Annotated in this window: 24 protein-coding genes and 1 riboswitch; of the genes, 5 read left to right on the plus strand and 19 right to left on the minus strand. The window is 40.8% G+C overall.

The annotated features are described in order from the left end of the window. Positions 1-77: 77 nt before the first annotated feature. The 6 genes from HT697_RS05520 to HT697_RS05545 all read right to left on the minus strand — a co-directional run bounded on the left by HT697_RS05520 (position 78) and on the right by HT697_RS05545 (position 4,192). Positions 78-1,238: an ABC transporter substrate-binding protein gene (locus HT697_RS05520; RefSeq protein ID WP_173217660.1), complete on the minus strand. Its 1,161-nt coding sequence runs from the start codon at positions 1,236-1,238 to the stop codon at positions 78-80. 84 nt (positions 1,239-1,322) lie between these two features. Beyond that, the gene (locus HT697_RS05525) at positions 1,323-1,589 is read right to left on the minus strand and encodes a YlbG family protein (RefSeq protein ID WP_050223575.1); all 267 of its coding nucleotides are present in this window, start codon (positions 1,587-1,589) and stop codon (positions 1,323-1,325) included. Between the two features lie 78 nt (positions 1,590-1,667). Next, positions 1,668-2,258 carry an ATP-dependent Clp protease proteolytic subunit ClpP gene (gene clpP / locus HT697_RS05530; RefSeq protein ID WP_138700163.1) on the minus strand — a complete coding sequence of 197 codons (591 nt, stop codon included), beginning with the start codon at positions 2,256-2,258 and terminating at the stop codon, positions 1,668-1,670. 172 nt (positions 2,259-2,430) lie between these two features. Beyond that, positions 2,431-3,060, minus strand: a complete 630-nt coding sequence (upp, locus tag HT697_RS05535) for a uracil phosphoribosyltransferase (RefSeq protein WP_000515974.1) — start codon at positions 3,058-3,060, stop codon at positions 2,431-2,433. 88 nt (positions 3,061-3,148) lie between these two features. Further along, positions 3,149-3,616 (minus strand): cytidine/deoxycytidylate deaminase family protein, encoded by a 468-nt coding sequence (locus HT697_RS05540; protein WP_000136976.1) that lies wholly within the window; start codon positions 3,614-3,616, stop codon positions 3,149-3,151. Positions 3,617-3,634: 18 nt separating this feature from the next. Further along, positions 3,635-4,192, minus strand: a complete 558-nt coding sequence (locus HT697_RS05545; RefSeq protein WP_173262497.1) for a TetR/AcrR family transcriptional regulator — start codon at positions 4,190-4,192, stop codon at positions 3,635-3,637. Between the two features lie 124 nt (positions 4,193-4,316). On the opposite strand from HT697_RS05545, the gene HT697_RS05550 reads away from it, so the two are divergent. From HT697_RS05550 to HT697_RS05560, 3 genes are read left to right on the plus strand one after another with little or no spacing between them, the layout of a single operon-like run. Further along, positions 4,317-5,162 carry a DegV family protein gene (locus tag HT697_RS05550; protein WP_173262500.1) on the plus strand — a complete coding sequence of 282 codons (846 nt, stop codon included), beginning with the start codon at positions 4,317-4,319 and terminating at the stop codon, positions 5,160-5,162. Positions 5,163-5,220: 58 nt separating this feature from the next. Further along, entirely contained in the window at positions 5,221-6,393 is a 1,173-nt protein-coding gene (locus tag HT697_RS05555) for an NAD(P)/FAD-dependent oxidoreductase (protein ID WP_173262503.1), read from the plus strand. Positions 6,394-6,441: 48 nt separating this feature from the next. Then, complete coding sequence (locus HT697_RS05560) at positions 6,442-6,963, plus strand: DUF1697 domain-containing protein (RefSeq protein ID WP_173253328.1); 522 nt, start codon at positions 6,442-6,444, stop codon at positions 6,961-6,963. Between the two features lie 41 nt (positions 6,964-7,004). Here the strand turns inward: HT697_RS05560 and HT697_RS05565 are convergent, their stop codons facing one another. Further along, positions 7,005-7,745, minus strand: coding sequence for a MerR family transcriptional regulator (locus HT697_RS05565; protein ID WP_173253329.1), 741 nt, complete (start codon positions 7,743-7,745; stop codon positions 7,005-7,007). Between the two features lie 349 nt (positions 7,746-8,094). Here HT697_RS05565 and HT697_RS05570 point away from each other — a divergent pair, with 349 nt between their 5' ends. Beyond that, positions 8,095-9,435 carry a sodium-dependent transporter gene (locus HT697_RS05570; protein WP_173253330.1) on the plus strand — a complete coding sequence of 447 codons (1,341 nt, stop codon included), beginning with the start codon at positions 8,095-8,097 and terminating at the stop codon, positions 9,433-9,435. Positions 9,436-9,476: 41 nt separating this feature from the next. Here the strand turns inward: HT697_RS05570 and manA are convergent, their stop codons facing one another. The 8 genes from manA to HT697_RS05610 form a co-directional block, all read right to left on the minus strand. After that, positions 9,477-10,421: a mannose-6-phosphate isomerase, class I gene (gene manA / locus HT697_RS05575; protein ID WP_173217669.1), complete on the minus strand. Its 945-nt coding sequence runs from the start codon at positions 10,419-10,421 to the stop codon at positions 9,477-9,479. A 258-nt stretch (positions 10,422-10,679) separates the two neighbouring features. Then, a complete protein-coding gene (locus HT697_RS05580) occupies positions 10,680-10,940 on the minus strand; it encodes a SemiSWEET family transporter (RefSeq protein ID WP_004261618.1) in 261 nt (86 codons plus the stop codon). Positions 10,941-11,118: 178 nt separating this feature from the next. Beyond that, positions 11,119-11,286, minus strand: a complete 168-nt coding sequence (locus HT697_RS05585) for a hypothetical protein (RefSeq protein ID WP_173217671.1) — start codon at positions 11,284-11,286, stop codon at positions 11,119-11,121. Between the two features lie 282 nt (positions 11,287-11,568). Next, a complete protein-coding gene (locus tag HT697_RS05590) occupies positions 11,569-11,916 on the minus strand; it encodes a VOC family protein (protein WP_173217673.1) in 348 nt (115 codons plus the stop codon). A gap of 253 nt (positions 11,917-12,169) precedes the next feature. After that, positions 12,170-13,945, minus strand: coding sequence for a pyruvate oxidase (gene spxB, locus HT697_RS05595; protein WP_173217675.1), 1,776 nt, complete (start codon positions 13,943-13,945; stop codon positions 12,170-12,172). 206 nt (positions 13,946-14,151) lie between these two features. Further along, complete coding sequence (locus tag HT697_RS05600) at positions 14,152-16,395, minus strand: heavy metal translocating P-type ATPase (RefSeq protein WP_173217676.1); 2,244 nt, start codon at positions 16,393-16,395, stop codon at positions 14,152-14,154. A 9-nt stretch (positions 16,396-16,404) separates the two neighbouring features. Next, on the minus strand, positions 16,405-16,776 hold the full coding sequence (locus tag HT697_RS05605) for a cupredoxin domain-containing protein (RefSeq protein ID WP_173217678.1): 372 nt from the start codon (positions 16,774-16,776) through the stop codon (positions 16,405-16,407). Positions 16,777-16,786: 10 nt separating this feature from the next. Then, a complete protein-coding gene (locus HT697_RS05610) occupies positions 16,787-17,182 on the minus strand; it encodes a CopY/TcrY family copper transport repressor (RefSeq protein WP_173217778.1) in 396 nt (131 codons plus the stop codon). A gap of 184 nt (positions 17,183-17,366) precedes the next feature. Then, a riboswitch (TPP riboswitch) is annotated at positions 17,367-17,464 on the plus strand. Between the two features lie 83 nt (positions 17,465-17,547). Between HT697_RS05610 and thiD the strand changes: the two genes are divergently transcribed. Continuing rightward, positions 17,548-18,339, plus strand: coding sequence for a bifunctional hydroxymethylpyrimidine kinase/phosphomethylpyrimidine kinase (gene thiD / locus HT697_RS05615; protein WP_173217680.1), 792 nt, complete (start codon positions 17,548-17,550; stop codon positions 18,337-18,339). Between the two features lie 163 nt (positions 18,340-18,502). On the opposite strand, the gene thiE is transcribed toward thiD, so the two are convergent. Genes thiE through tenA form a run of 4 tightly spaced genes read right to left on the minus strand, consistent with a single transcriptional unit; the run spans position 18,503 to position 21,152 of the window. After that, positions 18,503-19,135, minus strand: coding sequence for a thiamine phosphate synthase (gene thiE, locus HT697_RS05620; RefSeq protein WP_172923372.1), 633 nt, complete (start codon positions 19,133-19,135; stop codon positions 18,503-18,505). After that, positions 19,128-19,931, minus strand: coding sequence for a hydroxyethylthiazole kinase (locus HT697_RS05625; protein WP_173217682.1), 804 nt, complete (start codon positions 19,929-19,931; stop codon positions 19,128-19,130). Before HT697_RS05625 ends, thiE begins: the two co-directional genes overlap by 8 nt. Beyond that, the gene (thiW, locus tag HT697_RS05630) at positions 19,931-20,455 is read right to left on the minus strand and encodes an energy coupling factor transporter S component ThiW (RefSeq protein WP_023933981.1); all 525 of its coding nucleotides are present in this window, start codon (positions 20,453-20,455) and stop codon (positions 19,931-19,933) included. Before thiW ends, HT697_RS05625 begins: the two co-directional genes overlap by 1 nt. Positions 20,456-20,459: 4 nt before the next feature. Then, complete coding sequence (gene tenA, locus HT697_RS05635; RefSeq protein ID WP_023933983.1) at positions 20,460-21,152, minus strand: thiaminase II; 693 nt, start codon at positions 21,150-21,152, stop codon at positions 20,460-20,462. Between the last annotated feature and the right edge of the window lie 4 nt (positions 21,153-21,156).

The raw sequence follows: 21,156 nt of genomic DNA on the forward strand, positions 1-21,156 counted from the left end.
AAGAGATTTTCGAAGAGTATTAAACATCGAAACAGGGAGTGAGTCCGAGGCTCATTCCCTATTTCAACATTTTTCTATTATGGTTTTACAACTTCTGCTGCTTCAACCTTACCATTGTTCATGGTCATCATGTAAGCAGTTTTGACTGTGTTGTGGTCTGCATCGAAGCTTGTTTGACCAGTTACACCTTCAAAATCTTTTGTTTTAGCAAGGTTATCCTTGATTTCACCAGAGTTTTTAGCACCTTTTGCTGCATTTGCTACAAGGTGAACTGAGTCATAAGCCAAGGCTGCAAATGTTGAAGGCTCTTCATTGTACTTAGCACGGTATGCATCAAGGAAGGCTTTTGCTTTAGCTGAAACTTCTACAGTAGTTGAGAAGCCTGAGATAAAGTAGATGTTTGATGCTTTTTCAGCAGTTGCTTGTTGTACAAACTCTTCACCGTTGAATCCATCACCACCAACGATTGGTTTGTCAATTCCCATACCACGCGCTTGGTTTACAATTTTACCAGCTTCAGTGTAGTAACCAGGAACGATGATAGCATCAAAATCTTTCCCTTTCATTTTTGTAAGGGCTGCTTGGAAGTCTGTGTCACCTGCTACGAAAGTTTCATCTGCAACGATTTCACCTTTGTAAGCTTCACGGAAGGCTTTAGCAATCCCTTTAGCATAGTCACTGGCATTGTCAGTGTAAAGAACAACTTTCTTAGCATTTAATTTTTCAGAAACATAGTTTGAGATAATTTTTCCTTGGAAGCTATCTTGGAAAGTTCCGATAAAGAGGTAATCTTGACCTTTAGTCAATCCATCTTGAGTCGCACTTGGTGAGATCAATGGAACACCTGCTTTTGTAGCGTTCGCTACCGCAGCTGCAGTTGCACCAGATGTCGCAGGTCCTACGATTGCTGATACTTTAGATTGGGTTACAAGGTTAGTTGTTACTGAAGCCGCCTCAGCTGTTTCAGACTTATTATCTTTATCAACTACTTCGATTTGTTTTCCATCGATACCACCTGCAGCATTGATTTCATCAACAGCCAATTGGGCACCTTTTTGTTCAGATGTTCCGTAGGCTGCTACGGCACCAGTTTCCTCAAAGTTAAACCCGATTTTAATTGTCTTTTCTTCTACTGAGTTACCAGCAGTGTTGACTGCTCCAGACTTCACTTCTCCACAGGCTGCAAGAAGTGCTACACTTGCAAACGCCACAAACGATAGGGCAAATTTTTTCTTCATCTTTTTTTGTCTCCTTATTTCTTAAATAGTCTGTTAAGAATATACCGAATTATCAGAAAATTGTCAACGCTTTTCTTTAAATTTTTATCTGATAACGTTTTCTTCTCGGTAAAGGTTGCCAACAAAGGGTGTTTCCAGCTCTTGGATATGACAAACTCTGACTTTTTTGATAAATTTTTCCTTGCTCAAGCGCCCGACCAATTGCTCCACTTCTTGAGTTGGAACATAGAGTTGTAAGTAACGATGTTTCTTGGAATGATAGGTAATATCTCCATAATCCTGCAGTTTTTTTGCATCACGATTATAGTAAAGATAGATAATCAAGCCAGATCGATTGACTTTTTCAAACATGATAAATCCTCTTTCTAAGAAATCTCTCCCTATTATACCAAAAAAAGCAAACCCAGTCGAGTTTGCCTTCTATCAACATTAGTTCAATGAATTGTTGGCCATGATTTCATCAATAAAGCCATATTCAAGTGTTTCTTGAGCACTCATCCAGTTATCGCGTTCTGCATCTGCATGGATTTTTTCGATTGACTGACCTGAATTTTCAGCCAAGATTTTTTCCAAGGTATTACGAGTTTTAAGCAAGTGTTCTGCAGCGATCGCCATATCGGTTTGTTGGGTACCTCCACCTGTACCGCCCATTGGTTGGTGGATCATATACTCTGCATTTGGAAGCATGAAACGTTTGCCTTTTGCTCCACTTGATGCGATGACTGTTCCCATAGATGCTGCCATACCCATAACGATAGTTTGGACATCTGCCTTAATAAAGTTCATGGTATCAACGATTGCCAAACCAGCTGAAACAGAACCACCAGGTGTGTTTACATAAAGGTAAATATCTTTTGTACTATCTTGGGCATCCAAGAAAAGCAATTGGGCAATAACAGAGTTAGCCATATTGTCTTCAACTGGACCTGTTAGCATAATGATGCGGTCTTTGAGAAGACGTGAGTAAATATCGTAAGAACGTTCTCCACGACTTGTTTGTTCAATAACTACAGGAATCATTTATTTCTCCTTTTGAGTTTTATTTTTGTTGGTCAAATGACTAAAGATAAGACTATTATAATATATTGGTCAAAAAAGGTCAAATTTTTGCTCTGTTTTCATTAGACAGAAACAAAAATTCAACCTCCTTTCGTGACTGGAAATCCTTTTCCAAGTCATTCTTCTTTTAATTTTATTTCGTACCGAACAAGCGGTCTCCAGCATCTCCAAGACCTGGAACGATATAACCGTGTTCGTTCAAGCGTTCATCCAAGGCTGCTGTAAAGATTTCTACATCTGGATGAGCTTCTTGAAGGGCTTTTACACCTTCTGGAGCAGATACAAGGCAGACAAACTTGATATTTGATGCCCCACGTTTTTTAAGTGAGTCGACAGCTAAGATTGCTGATCCACCTGTTGCCAACATTGGGTCTACCACAAAAATTTGACGTTGGTCAATATCTTCAGGCAATTTTACCAAGTACTCAACTGGTTGAAGTGTTTCTTCATCACGGTACATACCGATGTGACCAACTTTAGCAGCTGGAACCAAGCTCAAGAGACCATCAACCATCCCGATACCTGCACGCAAAATTGGAACGATGGCCAATTTCTTACCTGCCAATTGTTTTTGAACTGTTTTTGTAATTGGTGTTTCGATTTCCACATCTTCTAGTGGAAGATCACGAAGTACTTCATACCCCATCAACATTGCAATCTCATCTACTAGCTCACGAAAAGCTTTTGTAGAAGTATCTGTACGACGCAAGATTGACAATTTGTGTTGAATCAGTGGATGATTAATAACTTCAATTTTTCCCATTTTTGGAATTCCTTCTTTCAATTTATTCTTCTTATTATACCAAAAAACGGTTTAAAAATCTTTCTAAACCATTTATTTTTGATAATTTTTACATTAGATCAGCCTCTTTAAGAGCTGTCTGTACTGTCTCAAGTGGTAAATGAGTCAATTCTGTCCCTTTTTCTTGATAGAGGTATTGGGCGTAGTCGTCCATTCTGTACTGGTTGATATAAACCACGCGTTTGCAGCCGACCTGCAATAATTGTTTGGTACAGTTCAGACAAGGAAAATGGGTTACATAGGCTGTAAAGCCTTTAGGAACACCACGCTCTGCACCTTGGAGAATAGCATTAACCTCAGCGTGAAGGGTGCGAACACAGTGGCCTTCAATGACCAGACATTCATGGTCAATACAATGCTCGGTACCTGACACCGAACCATTGTAACCAGTGGAAATAACCTTATTATCTTTTACCAGAATAGCGCCCACTTTGGCACGTTTACAAGTGGAACGATTAGCAATCAGTAGGGCTTGGGCTGCAAAATACTCATCCCAAGCCAGTCTTTTTTCAGTCATCTCTTTTCTCCTTTTTCTCTATTTTTTAAAAAATGGTAAACCTAAATCCGCAATCTTTTCAGCTGGTACCTTCATGCCATCCTTGATCCATTTTAGGAGGACAGAGACGATGGCCGAACTCCAGAAGGAATGAAGATAAGAGCTGACACCTTTTGATTTTCCATGGTATTTTTCTAGAAATTCCTGCATGGCTTGGACAAAGATTTTTTCCAGATGGTAATCCAAGGCCAGTTGAATCACTCTGGCTTCCTTTCTTGCCTCTCGGAAAAGGTGAACCCATACCAGATAAAGGTCCGTCTTTAAATCATAATGATGCATCTGTTCCATAATATTGTGGACAGTTCGTTTAAAGACGCTTTCTAAAATCTCCTCTTTGGAATCATAATTACGGTAAAAGGCTGCACGAGAAACGCCTGCACGTTTGACCAATTCAGAAATACTAATCTTGGTCAGATCCTTTTTTTCCAAGAGCTGCAAGAGGGCTGTTTCGATGGCTTCTCTAGTTAATAAATTCGATTCTTGGTTTGATTTTCTGAGATTTTCAAGAGACTTTTCAGAGATTCTACGTTCAGACATAACATTTTCTTTCTACTTGTCACAACAGACGGATGAGGCTTTTGTTTCAAGGGTTTTCATGATATAATTGTAAAAAAAGACAGAACCTTTGTCAATGTATAACTGACAAAGATGGAGAATTTCTATGACTTGGAAGATTATTGCTGACTCTGGTTGTGATTATCGTCAGCTGGCAACACCAGCTATTGACACGACCTTTGTAAGTGTTCCCTTAACCATTCAAGTAGCTGATCAGGTCTTTGTTGATGATGCCAGTCTTAACATTGACCAAATGATGGAAACCATGTATGCAACCGCAGAAGCTTCAAAATCGGCTTGTCCAAGCCCAGATGATTATTTGCGAGCATTTGAAGGAGCCAAAAACATTTTCCTAGTAACCATCACTGGTACTCTTTCTGGCAGTCACAATAGCGCTCAACTGGCCAAGAATATTTATCTGGAAGACCATCCTGACACTAAGATTCATGTAATTGATAGTTTGTCTGCTGGCGGGGAAGTTGACTTGCTCGTAGAAAAATTAAATGACTTGATTGACCAGGGCTTATCTTTTGAAGAAGTGGTTGAATCTATCACTGCCTATCAAGAAAAAACCAAGTTGCTCTTTGTCCTAGCCAAAGTCGATAACTTGGTGAAAAACGGCCGTTTGAGCAAGCTTATCGGTACGGTCGTTGGCCTTCTAAATATCCGTATGGTCGGGGAAGCTAGTGAAACTGGAACTCTCGAATTGCTACAAAAAGCAAGAGGAGCAAAGAAATCGATTCAGGCAGCCTATGAAGAGTTAGTGAAAGCAGGATATGCTGGTGGCCGTATTGTCATGGCCCAACGCAATAACGAGAAATGTTGCCAACAGCTTTCAGACCGAATCCGTGAAACCTTCCCACAAGCGGATATTAAAATTCTCCCAACATCTGGTCTCTGCAGTTTTTATGCAGAAGATGGTGGTTTGCTGATGGGATATGAAATTGATTAATTGCATTCTTGACAAGAGGTGACCATCATCTCTTGTTTTTTTGTGGTACAATAGAGCTATGAAACATTTTGATACTATTGTCATCGGTGGAGGTCCTGCTGGCATGATGGCTACGATTTCCAGTAGCTTTTATGGACAGAAAACCTTCCTCATCGAAAAAAATCGGAAACTTGGAAAGAAATTAGCTGGAACTGGTGGGGGACGTTGCAATGTAACCAACAATGGTAGTTTGGACGACCTGCTAGCTGGAATTCCTGGAAATGGACGCTTTTTATACAGTGTCTTCTCCCAGTTTGATAATCATGACATCATTAACTTTTTTACAGAAAATGGGGTTAAACTTAAGGTCGAAGACCACGGCCGCGTCTTTCCTACTAGTGACAAGTCTCGTACCATTATCGAAGCCTTGGAAAAGAAAATCACTGAGCTCGGTGGTCAAGTTGCTACTCAAACAGAAATTGTTTCGGTTAAAAAGATAGATGACCAGTTTGTCCTTAAATCAGCTGACCAAACCTTCACTTGTGAGAAACTCATTGTCACAACTGGTGGTAAATCTTATCCTTCGACTGGTTCTACTGGTTTTGGTCACGAGATTGCCCGTCATTTTAAGCATACCATTACCGAACTTGAAGCCGCTGAAAGTCCTTTATTAACAGATTTTCCACACAAGGCCTTGCAGGGAATTTCATTGGATGATGTGACCCTAAGCTATGGCAAACATGTCATCACTCATGACCTCCTCTTTACCCACTTTGGTTTGTCTGGCCCTGCTGCCCTACGTTTGTCTAGTTTTGTCAAGGGTGGGGAGGTTCTCTCACTGGACGTTTTGCCTCAACTTTCTGAGAAGGACTTGGCTGCATTTCTCGAAGAAAATCGGGAAAAATCCTTGAAAAATGCTTTAAAAACCTTGTTACCAGAACGCTTGGCAGAATTTTTTGTACAAGGCTATCCTGACAAAGTCAAACAACTGACTGAAAAGGAACGTGAAAAACTGCTCCAGTCTATCAAGTCCCTCAAAATCCCTGTGACTGGTAAAATGTCCCTCGCCAAGTCCTTTGTTACCAAGGGTGGCGTCAGTCTTAAGGAAATCAACCCTAAAACTCTGGAAAGTAAGCTGGTACCTGGCCTCCACTTTGCTGGCGAGGTCATGGATATCAACGCCCACACAGGTGGCTTTAACATCACTTCTGCCCTCTGTACTGGCTGGGTTGCGGGATCAAATCTAATCTAAATATACATTACTCAATGGAACAATCTACCCCAAAAGAAAGGAAGCCCTTTGGAACATATTATCTTGTTAAGGGGAGTTACTCCTAATGGAAAAAATGCTATCCCTAAAATGTCTTATCTAGTAGATATCTTGACAGAAGCTGGTTTTCAACAAGTTCGAACCTATATTCAAAGTGGGAATATCATTCTTGAAAGTGACTTAGATTTAGAAAAAATACGAGAACGTGTTCATACTCTGATAAAAGAAAAAATTGGGGCCGACTTAAAAATGGTTATCAAGAACAAAAGTAATTTTACAAAAATTGTCCAAGAAAACCCTTTTGGAGAACACTATCTTTATGACCGTATACACGTGATTTTTTATCAAGAAGCTATTCAAAGTCTCCCCTTAGAAAAATTAAAAATGGATTACGGCGAAGAAGAAATTTGTGTCGGTAACCATTGTCTTTACCTCTATCTCCCTAGAACTGCAAAACAAAAGAAACTCCATACCAACTATCTTGAAAAGCTTTTTAATGTAGATTTGACCATGCGAAAACTAAATGTAGTAGAAAAATTATTAAGCAAGTAGTGCTTGAATTTAGTAAAAATCGGAAGATCACTCCTCCGATTTTATTTTGTCTGAGTTTGGACATAGTGAGCAATGACATCTGATGTGTACTGGGCTGTTCCTGGGCCAAATTTGTCAATGTTTTCCTTAAACTCTGGATTATAGACATAGCCTTTTCCAATATAACCAAAGACCTCGATAGAGCAGTCAAATCCATAAGTACGGATGGCTTGCAAGAGTTTGCCTGCTTCTTCTTGGTTTTCAGACGCTGTTATCGGTAGACCAGCTTGAAGATTTTGTGCCAAGGCTTGAAAAACTTGGTTGAAGGCAGTAGTAGCCTCGTCTTCGTGACCTTTCTGGCGCTCCAGCGCTTGATCCATGACTTCTTGTCCATATTTCTCTACCGCCTCTTGGTGGTATTTTTGATGGTCTTGGTAGTTAAATCCAGCAAATTTCTCTTGAATGCTCATTTCTCTTTCTCCTTTTTGTTCTTGAATGGTTTTTTGCAAGGTGGAAATCAAGCTATCCAGATGTTGCCTTTCTCGAGTCAAATAGTCCAACTGCCTAGTCAAATGAGGCAATAAATCTGTCCTTTTTTCCTTTAATAGCTCTGCTATTTTTTCTAAAGAAAAACCTAGATATTTATAGTAAAGAATGACCTGAAGGCGTTCCAAATCCTCCTGACTGTAGGTTCGATAGCCGTTTTCCGACTTTAAAGGAACCAAAAGTCCTATCTTATCGTAGTGGTGCAGGGTCTTGACAGAGACACCCGAAAGCTGGGCAGCTTCTTTTATATGGTACATGATTTCCTCCTTATACTCAATGAAAATCAAAGAGCAAACTAGGAAGCTAGCCGTAGGTTGCTCAAAACACCGTTTTGAGGTTGCAGATGAACGCTGACGTGGTTTGAAGAGATTTTCGAAGAGTATTACATTGATAGTATAACCCCTCCCCCTAGGTCAGAGTCAAGCATTTTTGCGAAATTTTTTACTTTATCATAACATGAAAATGGTTTTCTTGACAGACCTTAGAAAACATGATAGGATAGTCAAGTCTATCAATCAAAAGAAAGGCTCATTTTGAGTACTGATGAGGCTAGTTGCCAAGGGCAGTAGCTTTTTCTTTTGTAATACTAATTTTAGGAGTTTAACTATGTCTGAAAAATCGCAATGGGGTTCTAAACTGGGCTTTATCCTAGCATCTGCTGGTTCAGCCATCGGACTTGGAGCCGTTTGGAAATTCCCCTACATGACTGCTGCTAACGGTGGAGGAGGCTTTTTACTAGTCTTTCTCATCTCCACTATTCTAATCGGTTTCCCTCTTTTACTAGCTGAATTTGCCCTTGGCCGAAGCGCTGGTGTCTCAGCAATCAAAACCTTTGGAAAACTAGGCAAGAATAGCAAGTACAACTTTATCGGTTGGATTGGTGCCTTTGCCCTCTTTATCCTCTTATCTTTCTACAGTGTTATTGGAGGATGGGTCTTCATTTATTTAGGTATCGCTATCGGTAAAGCTCTCCACCTAGGCATTACCAATGACTATGCTCAGCTCTTTACCGATATTATTTCCAATCCAGCCATTGCCTTAGGAGCTCAAGCTGCCTTTATCTTATTGAATATCTTTATTGTATCACGTGGGGTTCAAAAAGGGATTGAAAGAGCTTCGAAAGTCATGATGCCTCTGCTCTTTATCATCTTTGTCGTCATCATCGGTCGTTCCCTCAGTTTGCCAAATGCCATGGAAGGCGTTCTCTACTTCCTCAAACCAGACTTTTCAAAACTAACCAGTGCTGGTCTCCTCTATGCTCTGGGACAATCTTTCTTTGCCCTCTCACTAGGGGTTACAGCCATGCTGACCTATGCTTCTTATTTGGATAAGAAAACCAATCTAGTCCAGTCAGGGATTTCCATTGTAGCCATGAATATCTCGGTATCCATCATGGCAGGTCTCGCCATTTTCCCAGCCATGTCAGCCTTCAATATCCAGTCTGAAGGGGGACCGAGCTTGCTCTTTATCGTCTTGCCTCAACTCTTTGACAAGATGCCTTTTGGAACCATTTTCTACATCCTCTTCCTCTTGCTCTTCCTCTTTGCGACGGTCACTTCTTCCGTTGTTATGCTGGAAATCAATGTGGGCAATATCACCAATCAGGACAACAGCAAACGTGCCAAATGGAGTGCCATTTTAGGAATCTTGACCTTCGTCTTTGGAATTCCTTCAGCCCTATCTTACGGTGTCATGGCGGATGTTCACATCTTTGGGAAGACCTTCTTTGACGCTATGGACTTCTTGGTTTCCAATCTCCTCATGCCATTTGGAGCTCTCTGCCTTTCACTTTTTACAGGCTATATCTTTAAAAAGGCTCTTGCAATGGAGGAACTGCATCTTGATGAAACAGCCTGGAAACAAGGACTTTTCCAAGTCTGGCTCTTCCTTCTTCGTTTTATCATTCCTATCATCATCATCGTGGTCTTTATCGCCCAGTTTATGTAATCAAAAAGGACTTGAGTAGTGAACTCAGGCCCTTTCTTTTTTTATGGATGGCTAACAATCAATTCCAAACCTTGCCCTTCCAGAGTCCAAGCTTCAACATCACTTGGTAAGATAAAGTGGCTGCCTTTTTGGATTGAATAATTTTTCCCGTCAACAGTCAGTTGACCTTGACCAGCCAAGACACTGAATAAGCTGTAGTCAGCTGTCTTTTCGAAGTCAACTTTTCCAGTAATTTCCCACTTGTAAACTGCAAAGAAATCATTGGATACAAGGAGAGTGGAACGCAAATCATCTGCTTTGACAGTTACAGGACGACTATTTGCTGGCTCACCAATGTTTAATACATCAATAGATTTTTCAAGGTGAAGTTCACGCAAGTTACCATTATCATCCTTGCGGTCAAAGTCATAAACGCGATAGGTAGTATCACTAGACTGTTGGGTTTCAAGAATCAAGATGCCTGCACCGATAGCGTGCATAGTTCCACTTGGCACATAGAAGAAATCTCCAGCCTTAACTGGTACTTTTGTCAGCAAGGCATCCCAGTTTTTATCTTCGATTTGCTGGCGGAGTTCTTCTTTTGACTTGGCATTATGCCCGTAGATAATCTCTGAACCTTCATCCGCAGCGATGATGTACCAGCACTCTGTTTTTCCAAGCTCGCCTTCATGCTCAAGTCCATAAGCATTATCTGGATGAACTTGAACACTGAGCCAGTCATTGGCATCGAGAATTTTGGTCAAAAGTGGAAATACAGGCTCTGGACGGTTGCCAAACAATTCACGGTGCTCTGCATATAAAGTAGCCAGGTCTGTTCCCTCGAAACGACCATTGGCAACTTTAGAGACACCATTTGGATGGGCTGAGATAGCCCAGTATTCTCCGATTTTTTCACTTGGGATATCGTAGCCAAACTCATCACGTAGCTTGGTTCCACCCCAGATCTTTTCTTGCATAACTGATTGTAAAAATAACGGTTCTGACATCTTGATCTCCTGTCTGATTTTTCTTCCTTCATTATAGCAAAAAAAGAGTTCCATTTGAACTCTTTTTAACATCTTATAAAGTAGGGAGAAGATTTTATAAAAATAGTAACGATATACTTTTTTCTTTGATAGAGACGAACATAAAAGACTCTCGTAAAGCTAGCTGTAACTGGACTTGTTCCCTCAACTCTCATTCAAAAATTACTTTAATGAAGCATCTATTTTCATAAAAGAAAAAGACTGAAAGCAGTCTTCTTTTTAAATCAAAGCTGTGATAGCCGTTACTAAACCAAAAACGATACCTGGTGCATTAGCAGCTGCAAGTGGAATATCTCTTTCCTTCTTGAAAAGACCATAGTAAACCCAGAGACTACAGTTGATAGCTGCGACTAGGGGTTGAATGAAGTTGCCTTTTTGACCGGCAAGATTATTCATGATTTGTGGGAAATATGACACATACATCATAACAGACATAAATGTCGCTGCCCAGCCCAACACTTTCATTTGTTTTTCAGACATTTTCAAAACCTCTTTTATTCTTTTATACTTTCTATTTTATAATTTAATACAAAAACAAGCAAGAGTTTAAGATTTTTGTTATAAAAATGTAAACTATCACAGTCTTGTGATAAGAAAAAGACCGGATTGCTCCGATCTGTTTGATCTATAAAATGTAAAAATGAATAGCTCTTGTCAATCAATAGATAGATTGATTGATAGTTTGATTGATTATCAGCAAGCCGTAGTTAATGATGTCAGCAATATCTTCAAGACCGTGCAAAATAAAATTTCCTACAATCAAACCTATAATAATTGAACAGATAATCATGGTCACACAGATTAGATAAATATCCTTTTTTTGCATCTCTTTCCTCCTACTATCTATTCATGGAGATATTTCAATCCCAAGTTCCAGTGAAATAATAAAATCCACTTACAACTGCTGTTTAAAAAATATTTCTCCTTTCCATATCAATCTTATTTTCTGCTGTTATATTTTTATTATAAGATTTTAAGAAAGCGCCGTCAACTATTTATATGCAATTTCTTTATATAAAAAGACCGGATTGCTCCGATCTTTCAATAGTTCATATTCTCAATTTCTGTTTTAAGAATGGTTAAGGTTAACGTCAAATGACTAAGCGTCCTATTTCATACGATAAAAATCAATCACTAGACCAGCTGGACCTTTAACTAATAAGGACTCTGTTCCCCAATCCGTTTCACAAATACCGTTTAAAATCTCGACACCGATCTCTTTTAAACGTTGGTAATTCTGGTCTACATTCTCAACCTCAAGGTGAAGAATGATGCCTGACTGAAAATCTTCCAAAGGAATCAAATGATTTTGGGACAACATCAGACAGTGACTGCCAATCGTAAACTGAGCAAAACCATCATCAGCATAATCTGCCTTTTTATCCAAGATATGCTCCAAGTCAGCACAGACTTGGGGAACATCTGAAACAATAATATCTAATTGATTTAAATCCATTTACTATCCTCCATAAAAAGACCGGATTGCTCCGATCTTTTCAAGTTCTGCTCTATGAAAATCAAAGAATAAACAAGGTGACACCAAGTTTGATGGCAAATATTTGCTCATCAAACTACGAAAAATCCTTTGGGACTTTTTCTAGGCTCCACACTAGATTACATCATTGAAATTTATAGTTTCAATGATGGAATCGTCGGCAGTAAGCTAATAAAGAAGTCTATAAATTTATCTTTGATTTCGACGAGAGGAATTATTTAATTGCGCGTGATTGCAACCCTTCTTCTTCCAAGAAGAGACGGAATGGTACGAGTTCTTCTGCTTCGTATTTTTCCTTGAAGGCTTTGATTGCTTCTTCTGAATGTTGTTTTGGATCCAACTCAAGTACTTCTACTGGAAGTGGACGGTGTGGAGTGATGCGAGCATCGATCACAACAGTTTTACCTTCTTTGTTGAGTTTAACAGCTTCTGCAACAACTGCATCGATGTCTTCGATACGGTCAACTGTAAATCCAACAGCTCCTTGAGCTTCAGCGATTTTCGCATAGTCAGCATTAGAGAAGTCACAACCAAACAAGTGTTTGTTTGTGTCTTCGTATTTGTCCTTGATGAAGGCATATTTACCATTTGAGAAGACAACGTTGATAACTGGAAGGTCGTATTGAACGTTTGTGATAACGTCTGGGTAGCACATGTTGAATGCACCGTCTCCCATGATGTTCCATACTTGGCGATCTGGATTGTCTTTCTTAGCAGCGATACCACCAGGAAGGGCAATACCCATTGTCGCAAAGAGTGGAGATGTACGCCACATGTTCTTAGGTGTCATGTGAAGGTGACGAGTAGATGTTTGAGTAGTGTCACCTACGTCGATTGAATAGATAGCGTCTTGATCAGCATGTTTGTTGATTGCATTGTAAACTTGATACAATTGCAATTCACCCTCAGTTTTACCTTCGATTTTGTTCATGTAATCACGCCAGTTTTGGTTGTTCTTAACGTTTGCACGCCACCATGGAGTTGATTCAACTGGGTTTACTTTGTCAAGGATAGCTTTAGCTGCTTGACCTGCGTCACCAAGGATTGAAGCGTCAAGGGCGTGACGTTTACCAAGTTTGTAAGGGTCGATATCGACTTGGATGAATTTTTCAGTGTTCTTGAATGCTTCGTAAACTTCAGCAAATGGGAAGTTTGAACCAAGGAAAAGAACTGTGTCTGCTTCAAAGACCACTTCGTTGGCTGGCTTCCAACCAACACGGTAAGCAGAACCTGTCAAACCTTCATAGTTCCATTCGAAAGCTTCAAAGTTTTTACCAGTTGTGATGATTGGTGCTTTGATTTTACGTGACAATTCAGTAATCACTTCACCAGCTTTCACACCACCGTAACCAGCGTAAATAACTGGACGTTCAGCATTGTTCAAGATTTCAACAGCTTTGTCGATTTCAACTTCGTTCAAAGCAGGAGCGATGAATGAACGTTCGTATGAACCTGAACCGTAGTATGAGTTTTCGTCGATTTCTTGGAAACCGAAGTTTACTGGGATTTCAACAACAGCTGGACCTTTTTTAGAAACTGCAGCACGGCAAGCTTCGTCGATTACTTTTGGCAATTGCTCAGCGTAAGCTACACGTTTGTTGTATACAGCGATACCGTTGTACATTGGGTTTTGGTTCAATTCTTGGAAAGCATCCATGTTGAGTTCGTTAACTGGACGTGATCCAAGGATCGCTAGGAATGGAGTGTTATCCATAGCTGCATCGTAAACACCGTTAATCAAGTGAGTCGCACCTGGACCACCTGAACCAACTGCAACCCCGATTGAGCCACCGAATTTAGCTTGCATAACCGCTGCAAGAGCACCTGTTTCTTCGTGGCGAACTTGCAAGAAGCGGATATCTTTTTCTTCAGCCAAAGCGTCCATCAATGAGCTGAGTGTTCCTGATGGGATACCGTAGATTGTGTCTACGCCCCATGTTTTCAATACGTTAAGCATTGCTGCAGATGCAGTAATTTTCCCTTGAGTCATAGTGATAACTCTCCTTCAATTTTTTTAGACTTGGAGAATACGATTACATAGAATTGGAAACGTTCTCCAAACTTTTACTATTCCACTGTATCATATTTATGTTGACTTTTCTAAAAATCTGCTCAAAACTCTCTATTCTCTATTCTAATACAGTTTTGAAAGTGCTGTCACTCCTGTTTTATAACAAAGAAATCCAGTCATTACTTTTAGTCTATTTTACTAAAGTTTAGTAAGAGTGAACTAGTCAGAACAGATACAGAACTAAAGGCCATAGCTAGACCTGCCAGTTCTGGATTGAGGGCCAGTCCAACACCTGAAAAGACTCCTGCTGCAATCGGAATTCCGGCGACATTGTAGATAAAGGCCCAGAAAAGATTGAGCAGAATTCGATTAAAGGTTTTCTTACTCATGTCAAAGGCACGAACCACTCCTAGGAGGTTATTAGTTGTCAACACCAAATCTGCTGACTCGATGGCAATATCTGTTCCAGCTCCCATAGCAATCCCCACATCTGCTACACTAAGGGCAGGAGCGTCATTGATACCGTCCCCAACAAAGGCTACTTTTCCAGTCGCTTGTAGTTTATGGATTTCATGGGCTTTTTCTTCTGGCAAGACACCTGCAATGACCTCTTCGATTCCGATTTGATCGGCAATAGCACGCGCCACACCTGCATTGTCTCCTGTCAGCATGACTGTTTTAAGACCTCGTTTTTTCAGCTGACTGATGGCTAGCTTGGCATTTTCCTTGGGGATATCTTGCAAGGCTAGCAAGCCTTTGATTTCATTGTCCACAGCCAAGAACACAACTGTCTTAGCTTCTTTTTCCAGTTCTTCTAGTTTATCTTGATGAGTGCTAGAAATATCCATGCCATCCAGCATTTTAGCATTTCCAAGCAGAACTTGTTTTCCATTGATTTGCCCTGAGACACCTTTTCCGTGCAAGGCTTGGAAATTTTCCACAGTGTGAAGCTCAAGTCCAGTTTCAGTCGCTCGCTTAACAATAGCCTCAGCCAGTGGGTGTTGAGAAGCTTCTTCCAAGGAAGCTGCCAATCCAAGCACTTCTACTTCGTCGCCGATGATATCTGTGACCACAGGTTTCCCTTCCGTCAAAGTTCCTGTCTTATCAAAAACAATAGTTTGGACTTTCTGGATTTCCTGTAGAACCGTTCCATTTTTGAGGAGAACTCCCATCTTGGCACTGCGACCTGTCCCCACCATAAGGGCTGTCGGTGTTGCAAGTCCCAAGGCACAAGGGCAGGCAATAATCAGAACTGCTACTCCATAGAGAAGCGAAGAGACAAAACTCGCTCCAAGCACAACTACACTATCCCTGAGCAAGACGAACCAAACCCAAAAGGTCACAATCCCTAAAATGACAACTGCTGGAACAAAAATGCCTGAAATTTTATCCGTCAAGTCCTGAATCGGCGCACGACTTGTCTGAGCTTTCTTCACAAAATCCACAATCTGAGCCAAAACAGTCTCTGAACCAACTTTTTCTGCTCTAAAAACAAGTGTTCCACTATTATTGATGGTTGAGCCAATAACAGTATCTCCAACTGTCTTGTCCACAGGTAGACTCTCACCTGTCACCATAGACTCATCAATACTAGAGATACCTTCTACTACGACACCATCAACCGCAATCTTTTCACCGGGACGCACTCGAATCAGGTCACCTACCTTGACTTGCTCCAAAGGGACTTGAACATAGTTATCCTCACGCAAGACTTCTGCAGTTTTAGCCTGCAAGTCAAGTAATTTCTCCACAGCTTGGGAAGTATTTTTCCGCATTTTCTCCTCAAAAACGGCTCCCATAAGAACGAAGAAGAAGATAAAGGCAGCACTTTCAAAGTAAACGGGGAGGCCAGCGAAGAGGGCAACTAAGCTATAGAAATAGGCCACTAGGGTTCCCAGAGCAACCAAGGTATCCATGTTGGCATTGTGCTTTTTAAAACTAGCCCAAGCACTTTGAATATAAGGACCACCTGCTACTAGCATAATCGGTGTTGTGGCTAAAAAGGTGCCCCAACGCATGACTTGGTGACTAATTCCTCCTGTCGACATCCCAATCATGAGGATCACAAGAGGCACAGTAAAGATACTAGTAATCCAAAAACGCTGTAAAAGTGACAGAGATTTTCGAGTCTTCTCAACGACTGTATAGCTTCCCTTTTGCATCTTCATACCACAAGAAAATTCATGTTGGCCTAATTCTTGAGGTGTAAAACGAATTGTTTTCTCTTCGTCTACGCCGATTGGTTCCAAGATGCCTTCTTCTTCAAAAAGAATCTCCTTATAACAGTTTGAAGGTGTCACACGGTGAAAGGTGATCTCAGCAGGAACTCCTTTTTGCAGTTGAATGTGGGCTGGATGATAGCCTTTGTCTGCCGTGATACGGATTTTTTGAACACCATTTTCAAGACTTGCTTTTACAATTTCAGTCATAGTCTCCTCCTACTCTACTATCATCTTACCGTGCATCATATTCATGCCACAAGAGAAACCATACTCTCCAGCCTGCTCAGGCGTGATTTCCACTACATACTCTTCCCCCATAGGTAGGTCCGCATGGACACCAAAATCTGGAAAAACAATTTGATCCAGACAGGGTGAAGGATCCTTGCGGTCAAAGATAATGCGGGCTGGCACTGATTTCTTGAGGATAATCAACTCAGGCGTATAGCCCCCCATGACCTCCACTCGAATCTCTTGGTAGCCCTTTTTTTGCTGGGCCTTTTGTCCAGATTTTTCAGGCTTTTTGAAAAACCAGAACAAGATAAACGCGATAAGGGCAATACAAATAATGGTTACAATACTATTTAACATGACGTCTCCTTTACATACAATTACATTTTACTTTTGTTACAGCGCTTGATTTCTTCTCAGAAATCACAGCTTCCAAGTCTTCCAAGTCAGCCTGAGTAAAATCACATTCAGTAATCAAATCAGCCAACAAGTTCTTAATCCTACGAGAACAAACCTTGTCCTTGATATCTTGGACAAGTAAATCCCGACTTTGTTCCAAAGTTAAAAGGGCTGAATAGACAAAGAACTTGCCTTCTTTTTTCCTTGTCAGACACTCTTTCTCAACCAAACGAGCCAAAAGAGTCTGAATGGTCGACTTGGACCAGTCGAACCGCTCCGCCAGAACCCTAATCAAATCCGTACTAGTCTGCTCTCCTTGCATCCAAATAATCTTCATTACCTGCCATTCTGCATCTGAAATCTGCATCATCACACCTCCAAAATCTACATTTGTCAATTATGTTAAATAGTATACTCTTAAAATCTACATTTGTCAATTATAAAATCAATCTTTTCTTTAAAAAATAGAATTTTAATCATTTAAAAAACGATTTGCAGTCAAATATTACTATATAAACAATAAAAATATGCTATACTAAAGAAAAAAAGAAAACAACCACTAGGGGTGCGTAAAGCTGAGATTAACAACTGTTAGACCCTTTGACTCAATCTAGGTAATGCTAGCTGATGGAAGTGGAAATGATAATGGGGACTAGCAGTCTTCTATTACCTTCCTAAAACAGACTTGCTTGTTCTTGAGAATACAAACTTCAGTTGGTTGGGAGGTTTTAGATGACTTATTTACCCGTTGCTTTGACCATTGCAGGTACTGACCCCAGTGGTGGTGCTGGCATTATGGCTGATTTAAAGTCGTTCCAAGCTAGAGATGTCTATGGAATGGCTGTTGTAACCAGTCTTGTCGCTCAAAATACCAGAGGTGTTCAATTAATCGAGCACGTTTCTCCTCAAATGTTGAAAGCCCAATTGGACAGTGTCTTTTCTGATATTCCACCTCAGGCTGTAAAAACTGGGATGTTGGCAACTACCGAAATCATGGAAATCATCCAACCCTATCTTAAAAAGTTGGACTGTCCCTACGTCCTTGACCCTGTTATGGTCGCAACAAGCGGTGACACCCTGATTGGTACCAGTGCCAGAACTTACCTAAAAACAAACCTACTTCCCCTTGCAACCATTATCACGCCCAATCTTCCTGAGGCAGAAGAGATTGTTGGTTTTTCAATCCATGATCCTGAAGACATGCAGCGTGCCGGTCGCCTGATTTTAAAAGAATTTGGTCCTCAGTCTGTGGTAATCAAAGGTGGGCATCTCGAAGGCGGTGCCAAGGATTTCCTCTTTACCAAGGATGACCAATTTGTCTGGGAAAGCCCACGAATTCAAACCTGTCACACCCATGGTACTGGGTGTACCTTTGCTGCAGTGATTACGGCTGAACTAGCCAAGGGCAAGACTCTCTATCAGGCAGTCGATAAGGCCAAGGCCTTTATCACAAAAGCCATCCAAGACGCTCCTCAACTCGGTCATGGCTCTGGCCCAGTCAACCATACAACTTTTAAAGATTAAGAAAAAAACTCTCTAGTTCCTACTTTAAGGGAATTAGAGAGTTTTTATACTCTTCGAAAATCTCTTCAAACTACGTCAGCTTCCATCTGCAACCTCAAAGCTGTGCTTTGAGTAACCTGCAGCTAGCTTCCTAATTTGCTCTTTGATTTTCATTGAGTATTAGTTAGGAAATAATGTCATCCAGCTTTGATAAAAAGGCTTGGGTTTTTGCCTCAATATCTTCTGCCTGCATCAAATCACGCACTACAGCTACTCCAGCTATGCCAGTGCCCATAAGCTGGTCAATGTTCTCTGAAGTCAAGCCGCCAATAGCAACTACTGGAATGTCAACCGTTTGGCAAATTGTTTTCAAGGTCGATATCAGAGTAATGGGCGCATTTTCCTTGGTGGTGGTTGGGAAAATGGCTCCTGTCCCCAAGTAATCTGCACCTGATGTTTCTGCTTCCAGAGCTCTTTTTATTGTTTTAGCGGTGACACCGAGGATTTTTTCAGGTCCCAAGACTTGTCGGGCAACCGAAACTGGTAATTCATCGTCTCCGATATGCAGACCTGCAGCATCGACTGCAAGACAAACATCCAAACGATCATCGATTATCAAGGGTACCTGATAAACATCTGTTATTTCCTTGACTTGTTTTGCTAGTTGATAATATTGATTGGTTGTGAGATTTTTTTCTCGTAATTGGACTATGGTAACCCCTGAACGGCAAGCCGTCTCAACCTTTTCAAGAAATCTTTCCACGGAATCTTGGTAGCGATTGGTTACCAGATATAGTCTAAGTGCTTCTCTATTCATAAACCTCTCCTTTGATGGCATCTAACCAGTTTTTATCTCTCCTTAGAAGCGAAAACTGATTGAGTACTTGGTAACGAAATTCTTCCAATCCCATTCCTTGAACAACTATTCTCTCAGCGGAGATATTAAGATAAGAGACTGCTAAACACGAAGCTTCAAATCCAGTCTTTCCTTGGCTGAGAAAAACGGCTGTCAAGGCTCCAACCAAGTCTCCTGTCCCTGTTATCCAGTCTAATTCTGTACAGCCATTTCCCAGTACAGCGACCTGATTCTTCGAAACGATGAGGTCCTTAGGACCAGTAACTAAGAATGACATACCAGGATAGGTCTGACACCAGTCTTTCAAGACTTGAAGCAAATCCTCCGTTTCTTGATCTTTAGCACTGGCATCGACCCCAACGCCGTGGTGTTTTAAGCCAACAAGACTTCGGATTTCTGACATATTTCCTTTAAGGACCGTAGGGCTATTGTCTAAAAGGTCTTTAACTAAGCTCTTACGAATGACTGAAGCTGTTACGCCAACCGCATCTACTACCATTGGGAGACAAACTTGAGCTGCATAAGAAGCTGCCATACGGATTGCTTTTTCCTTCTCAGCTGACAAATGCCCCAAATTGATGAAGAGTGCCTGGCTTTGCTTAGTAAAATCAAGAACCTCACGGGAATCATCTGCCATAACTGGTTTACATCCCAAAGCCAAAATCCCATTTGCTAGCATCTCACAAGAAATCTCATTGGTAATACAGTGAATTAGGGAAGTCATTTCCAGAGGAAAAGGATTTGTCAATGCCTGCATCAGTCTATCCTTTCACCAAAGAAATATCCTTGCACTTTTTTAAAGAATTCCTGCTTGATTAAAAATCGAAAGGCAATAAAGGAAATCGCTGTACCAATCAAGGTTGCTCCAAAAAATCGAGGAGTATAGATAAACCAACTAAGCTTAGCGGCCGATCCTGTAAAGAGTACCATAACAGGATAGGAAACAATAGAACCAATAATACCTGTTCCCAAAATCTCTCCTAGAGCGGAATAATGAAATTTTCGACCATACTTATAAAAGAGACCTGCAAGGAGGGCTCCAAAAGTCGCTCCTGTGAGAGCTAAAGGCGGAATCCCTTGAGTCGTCATACGGATAAAGGCTGTGACTGTAGCCATAGCCAAGGCATAAACAGGTCCCATCATGATTCCTGCTAGAATATTGACTACACTGGACATCGGTGCCATTCCCTCAATCCGAAAGATAGGCGTAAGGACTACATCAAGGGCAATCATCATGGATAAAATGGTTAATTTGTGAACTTGCAATTGGTGCTTTCTCATATTTCTATTCTTCTCCTTTTTCTAAAGAGTGTAAATCACTCTTCCATGTCTGGTGTTGGTAGGCCATTTGCCAAAACTTAGCTTCCATGTGAACACTGATGTGGAAGGCATCTAGCATTTTTTTCTTGTCTGTCTCATTACTTTCGCGATAGAGTTGATTGACTAGCTCTCCCTCCTCTCTGATCTGTTGCTCTAACTCATCCGTAATATAAGTTTCAATCCATTGTTGGTAGAGAGGATTTGGTGATGGTTTAAGATTAAGTGATTTGCCTATATCATGGTATAACCAAGGACAAGGCAGCAAACTTGCAAAGGCAATGCCCAAGTTTGGCTCTGCAAATTGCCGATAAATGTGAGAAATGTAATGATAGCAGGTTGGAGCGATTGGATGTTGCTCCATTTCCTGATCGCTGATTTCCAATTCCTTGAAAAATTGTTGGCGGATAAATAACTCACCCTCCACTAGACTCTGAGCATTTTGTTTCAAGAGTCTTTTCATCTCTTGGTTTGAAGTCTTATCAGCCAAAAGGTGATAGATTTCTGAGAAGGCCTTCAGATAGTAGGCATCCTGAATCAGGTAATAGCGGAAAACGGCAGGTTCTAAATCCCCCTCTTGTAATTGTAAAATAAAGGGATGATGAAAGGAAGCCTGCCAAGCTTCCTTGGATAATTCCATCGCAATATCTGTAAATTCCATAATA

This window comes from Streptococcus sp. 1621 (genome assembly GCF_013276615.1).
Classification (GTDB): Bacteria; Bacillota; Bacilli; order Lactobacillales; family Streptococcaceae; genus Streptococcus.

Bases quoted from the DNA above. Each gene is read 5' to 3' on its own strand.
- HT697_RS05585 (WP_173217671.1), bottom strand. From the start codon at position 11,286: ATGCAAAAAAAGGATATTTATCTAATCTGTGTGACCATGATTATCTGT.
- upp (WP_000515974.1), bottom strand. From the start codon at position 3,060: ATGGGAAAAATTGAAGTTATTAATCATCCACTGATTCAACACAAATTG.
- HT697_RS05570 (WP_173253330.1), top strand. From the start codon at position 8,095: ATGTCTGAAAAATCGCAATGGGGTTCTAAACTGGGCTTTATCCTAGCA.
- thiE (WP_172923372.1), bottom strand. From the start codon at position 19,135: ATGAATAGAGAAGCACTTAGACTATATCTGGTAACCAATCGCTACCAA.
- spxB (WP_173217675.1), bottom strand. From the start codon at position 13,945: ATGACTCAAGGGAAAATTACTGCATCTGCAGCAATGCTTAACGTATTG.
- HT697_RS05545 (WP_173262497.1), bottom strand. From the start codon at position 4,192: ATGTCTGAACGTAGAATCTCTGAAAAGTCTCTTGAAAATCTCAGAAAA.
- HT697_RS05555 (WP_173262503.1), top strand. From the start codon at position 5,221: ATGAAACATTTTGATACTATTGTCATCGGTGGAGGTCCTGCTGGCATG.
- HT697_RS05625 (WP_173217682.1), bottom strand. From the start codon at position 19,931: ATGCAGGCATTGACAAATCCTTTTCCTCTGGAAATGACTTCCCTAATT.
- thiW (WP_023933981.1), bottom strand. From the start codon at position 20,455: ATGAGAAAGCACCAATTGCAAGTTCACAAATTAACCATTTTATCCATG.
- HT697_RS05590 (WP_173217673.1), bottom strand. From the start codon at position 11,916: ATGGATTTAAATCAATTAGATATTATTGTTTCAGATGTTCCCCAAGTC.
- HT697_RS05580 (WP_004261618.1), bottom strand. From the start codon at position 10,940: ATGTCTGAAAAACAAATGAAAGTGTTGGGCTGGGCAGCGACATTTATG.
- thiD (WP_173217680.1), top strand. From the start codon at position 17,548: ATGACTTATTTACCCGTTGCTTTGACCATTGCAGGTACTGACCCCAGT.
- HT697_RS05565 (WP_173253329.1), bottom strand. From the start codon at position 7,745: ATGTACCATATAAAAGAAGCTGCCCAGCTTTCGGGTGTCTCTGTCAAG.
- HT697_RS05610 (WP_173217778.1), bottom strand. From the start codon at position 17,182: ATGCAGATTTCAGATGCAGAATGGCAGGTAATGAAGATTATTTGGATG.
- manA (WP_173217669.1), bottom strand. From the start codon at position 10,421: ATGTCAGAACCGTTATTTTTACAATCAGTTATGCAAGAAAAGATCTGG.
- HT697_RS05540 (WP_000136976.1), bottom strand. From the start codon at position 3,616: ATGACTGAAAAAAGACTGGCTTGGGATGAGTATTTTGCAGCCCAAGCC.
- HT697_RS05520 (WP_173217660.1), bottom strand. From the start codon at position 1,238: ATGAAGAAAAAATTTGCCCTATCGTTTGTGGCGTTTGCAAGTGTAGCA.
- HT697_RS05605 (WP_173217678.1), bottom strand. From the start codon at position 16,776: ATGTTAAATAGTATTGTAACCATTATTTGTATTGCCCTTATCGCGTTT.
- HT697_RS05600 (WP_173217676.1), bottom strand. From the start codon at position 16,395: ATGACTGAAATTGTAAAAGCAAGTCTTGAAAATGGTGTTCAAAAAATC.
- HT697_RS05550 (WP_173262500.1), top strand. From the start codon at position 4,317: ATGACTTGGAAGATTATTGCTGACTCTGGTTGTGATTATCGTCAGCTG.
- HT697_RS05525 (WP_050223575.1), bottom strand. From the start codon at position 1,589: ATGTTTGAAAAAGTCAATCGATCTGGCTTGATTATCTATCTTTACTAT.
- tenA (WP_023933983.1), bottom strand. From the start codon at position 21,152: ATGGAATTTACAGATATTGCGATGGAATTATCCAAGGAAGCTTGGCAG.
- clpP (WP_138700163.1), bottom strand. From the start codon at position 2,258: ATGATTCCTGTAGTTATTGAACAAACAAGTCGTGGAGAACGTTCTTAC.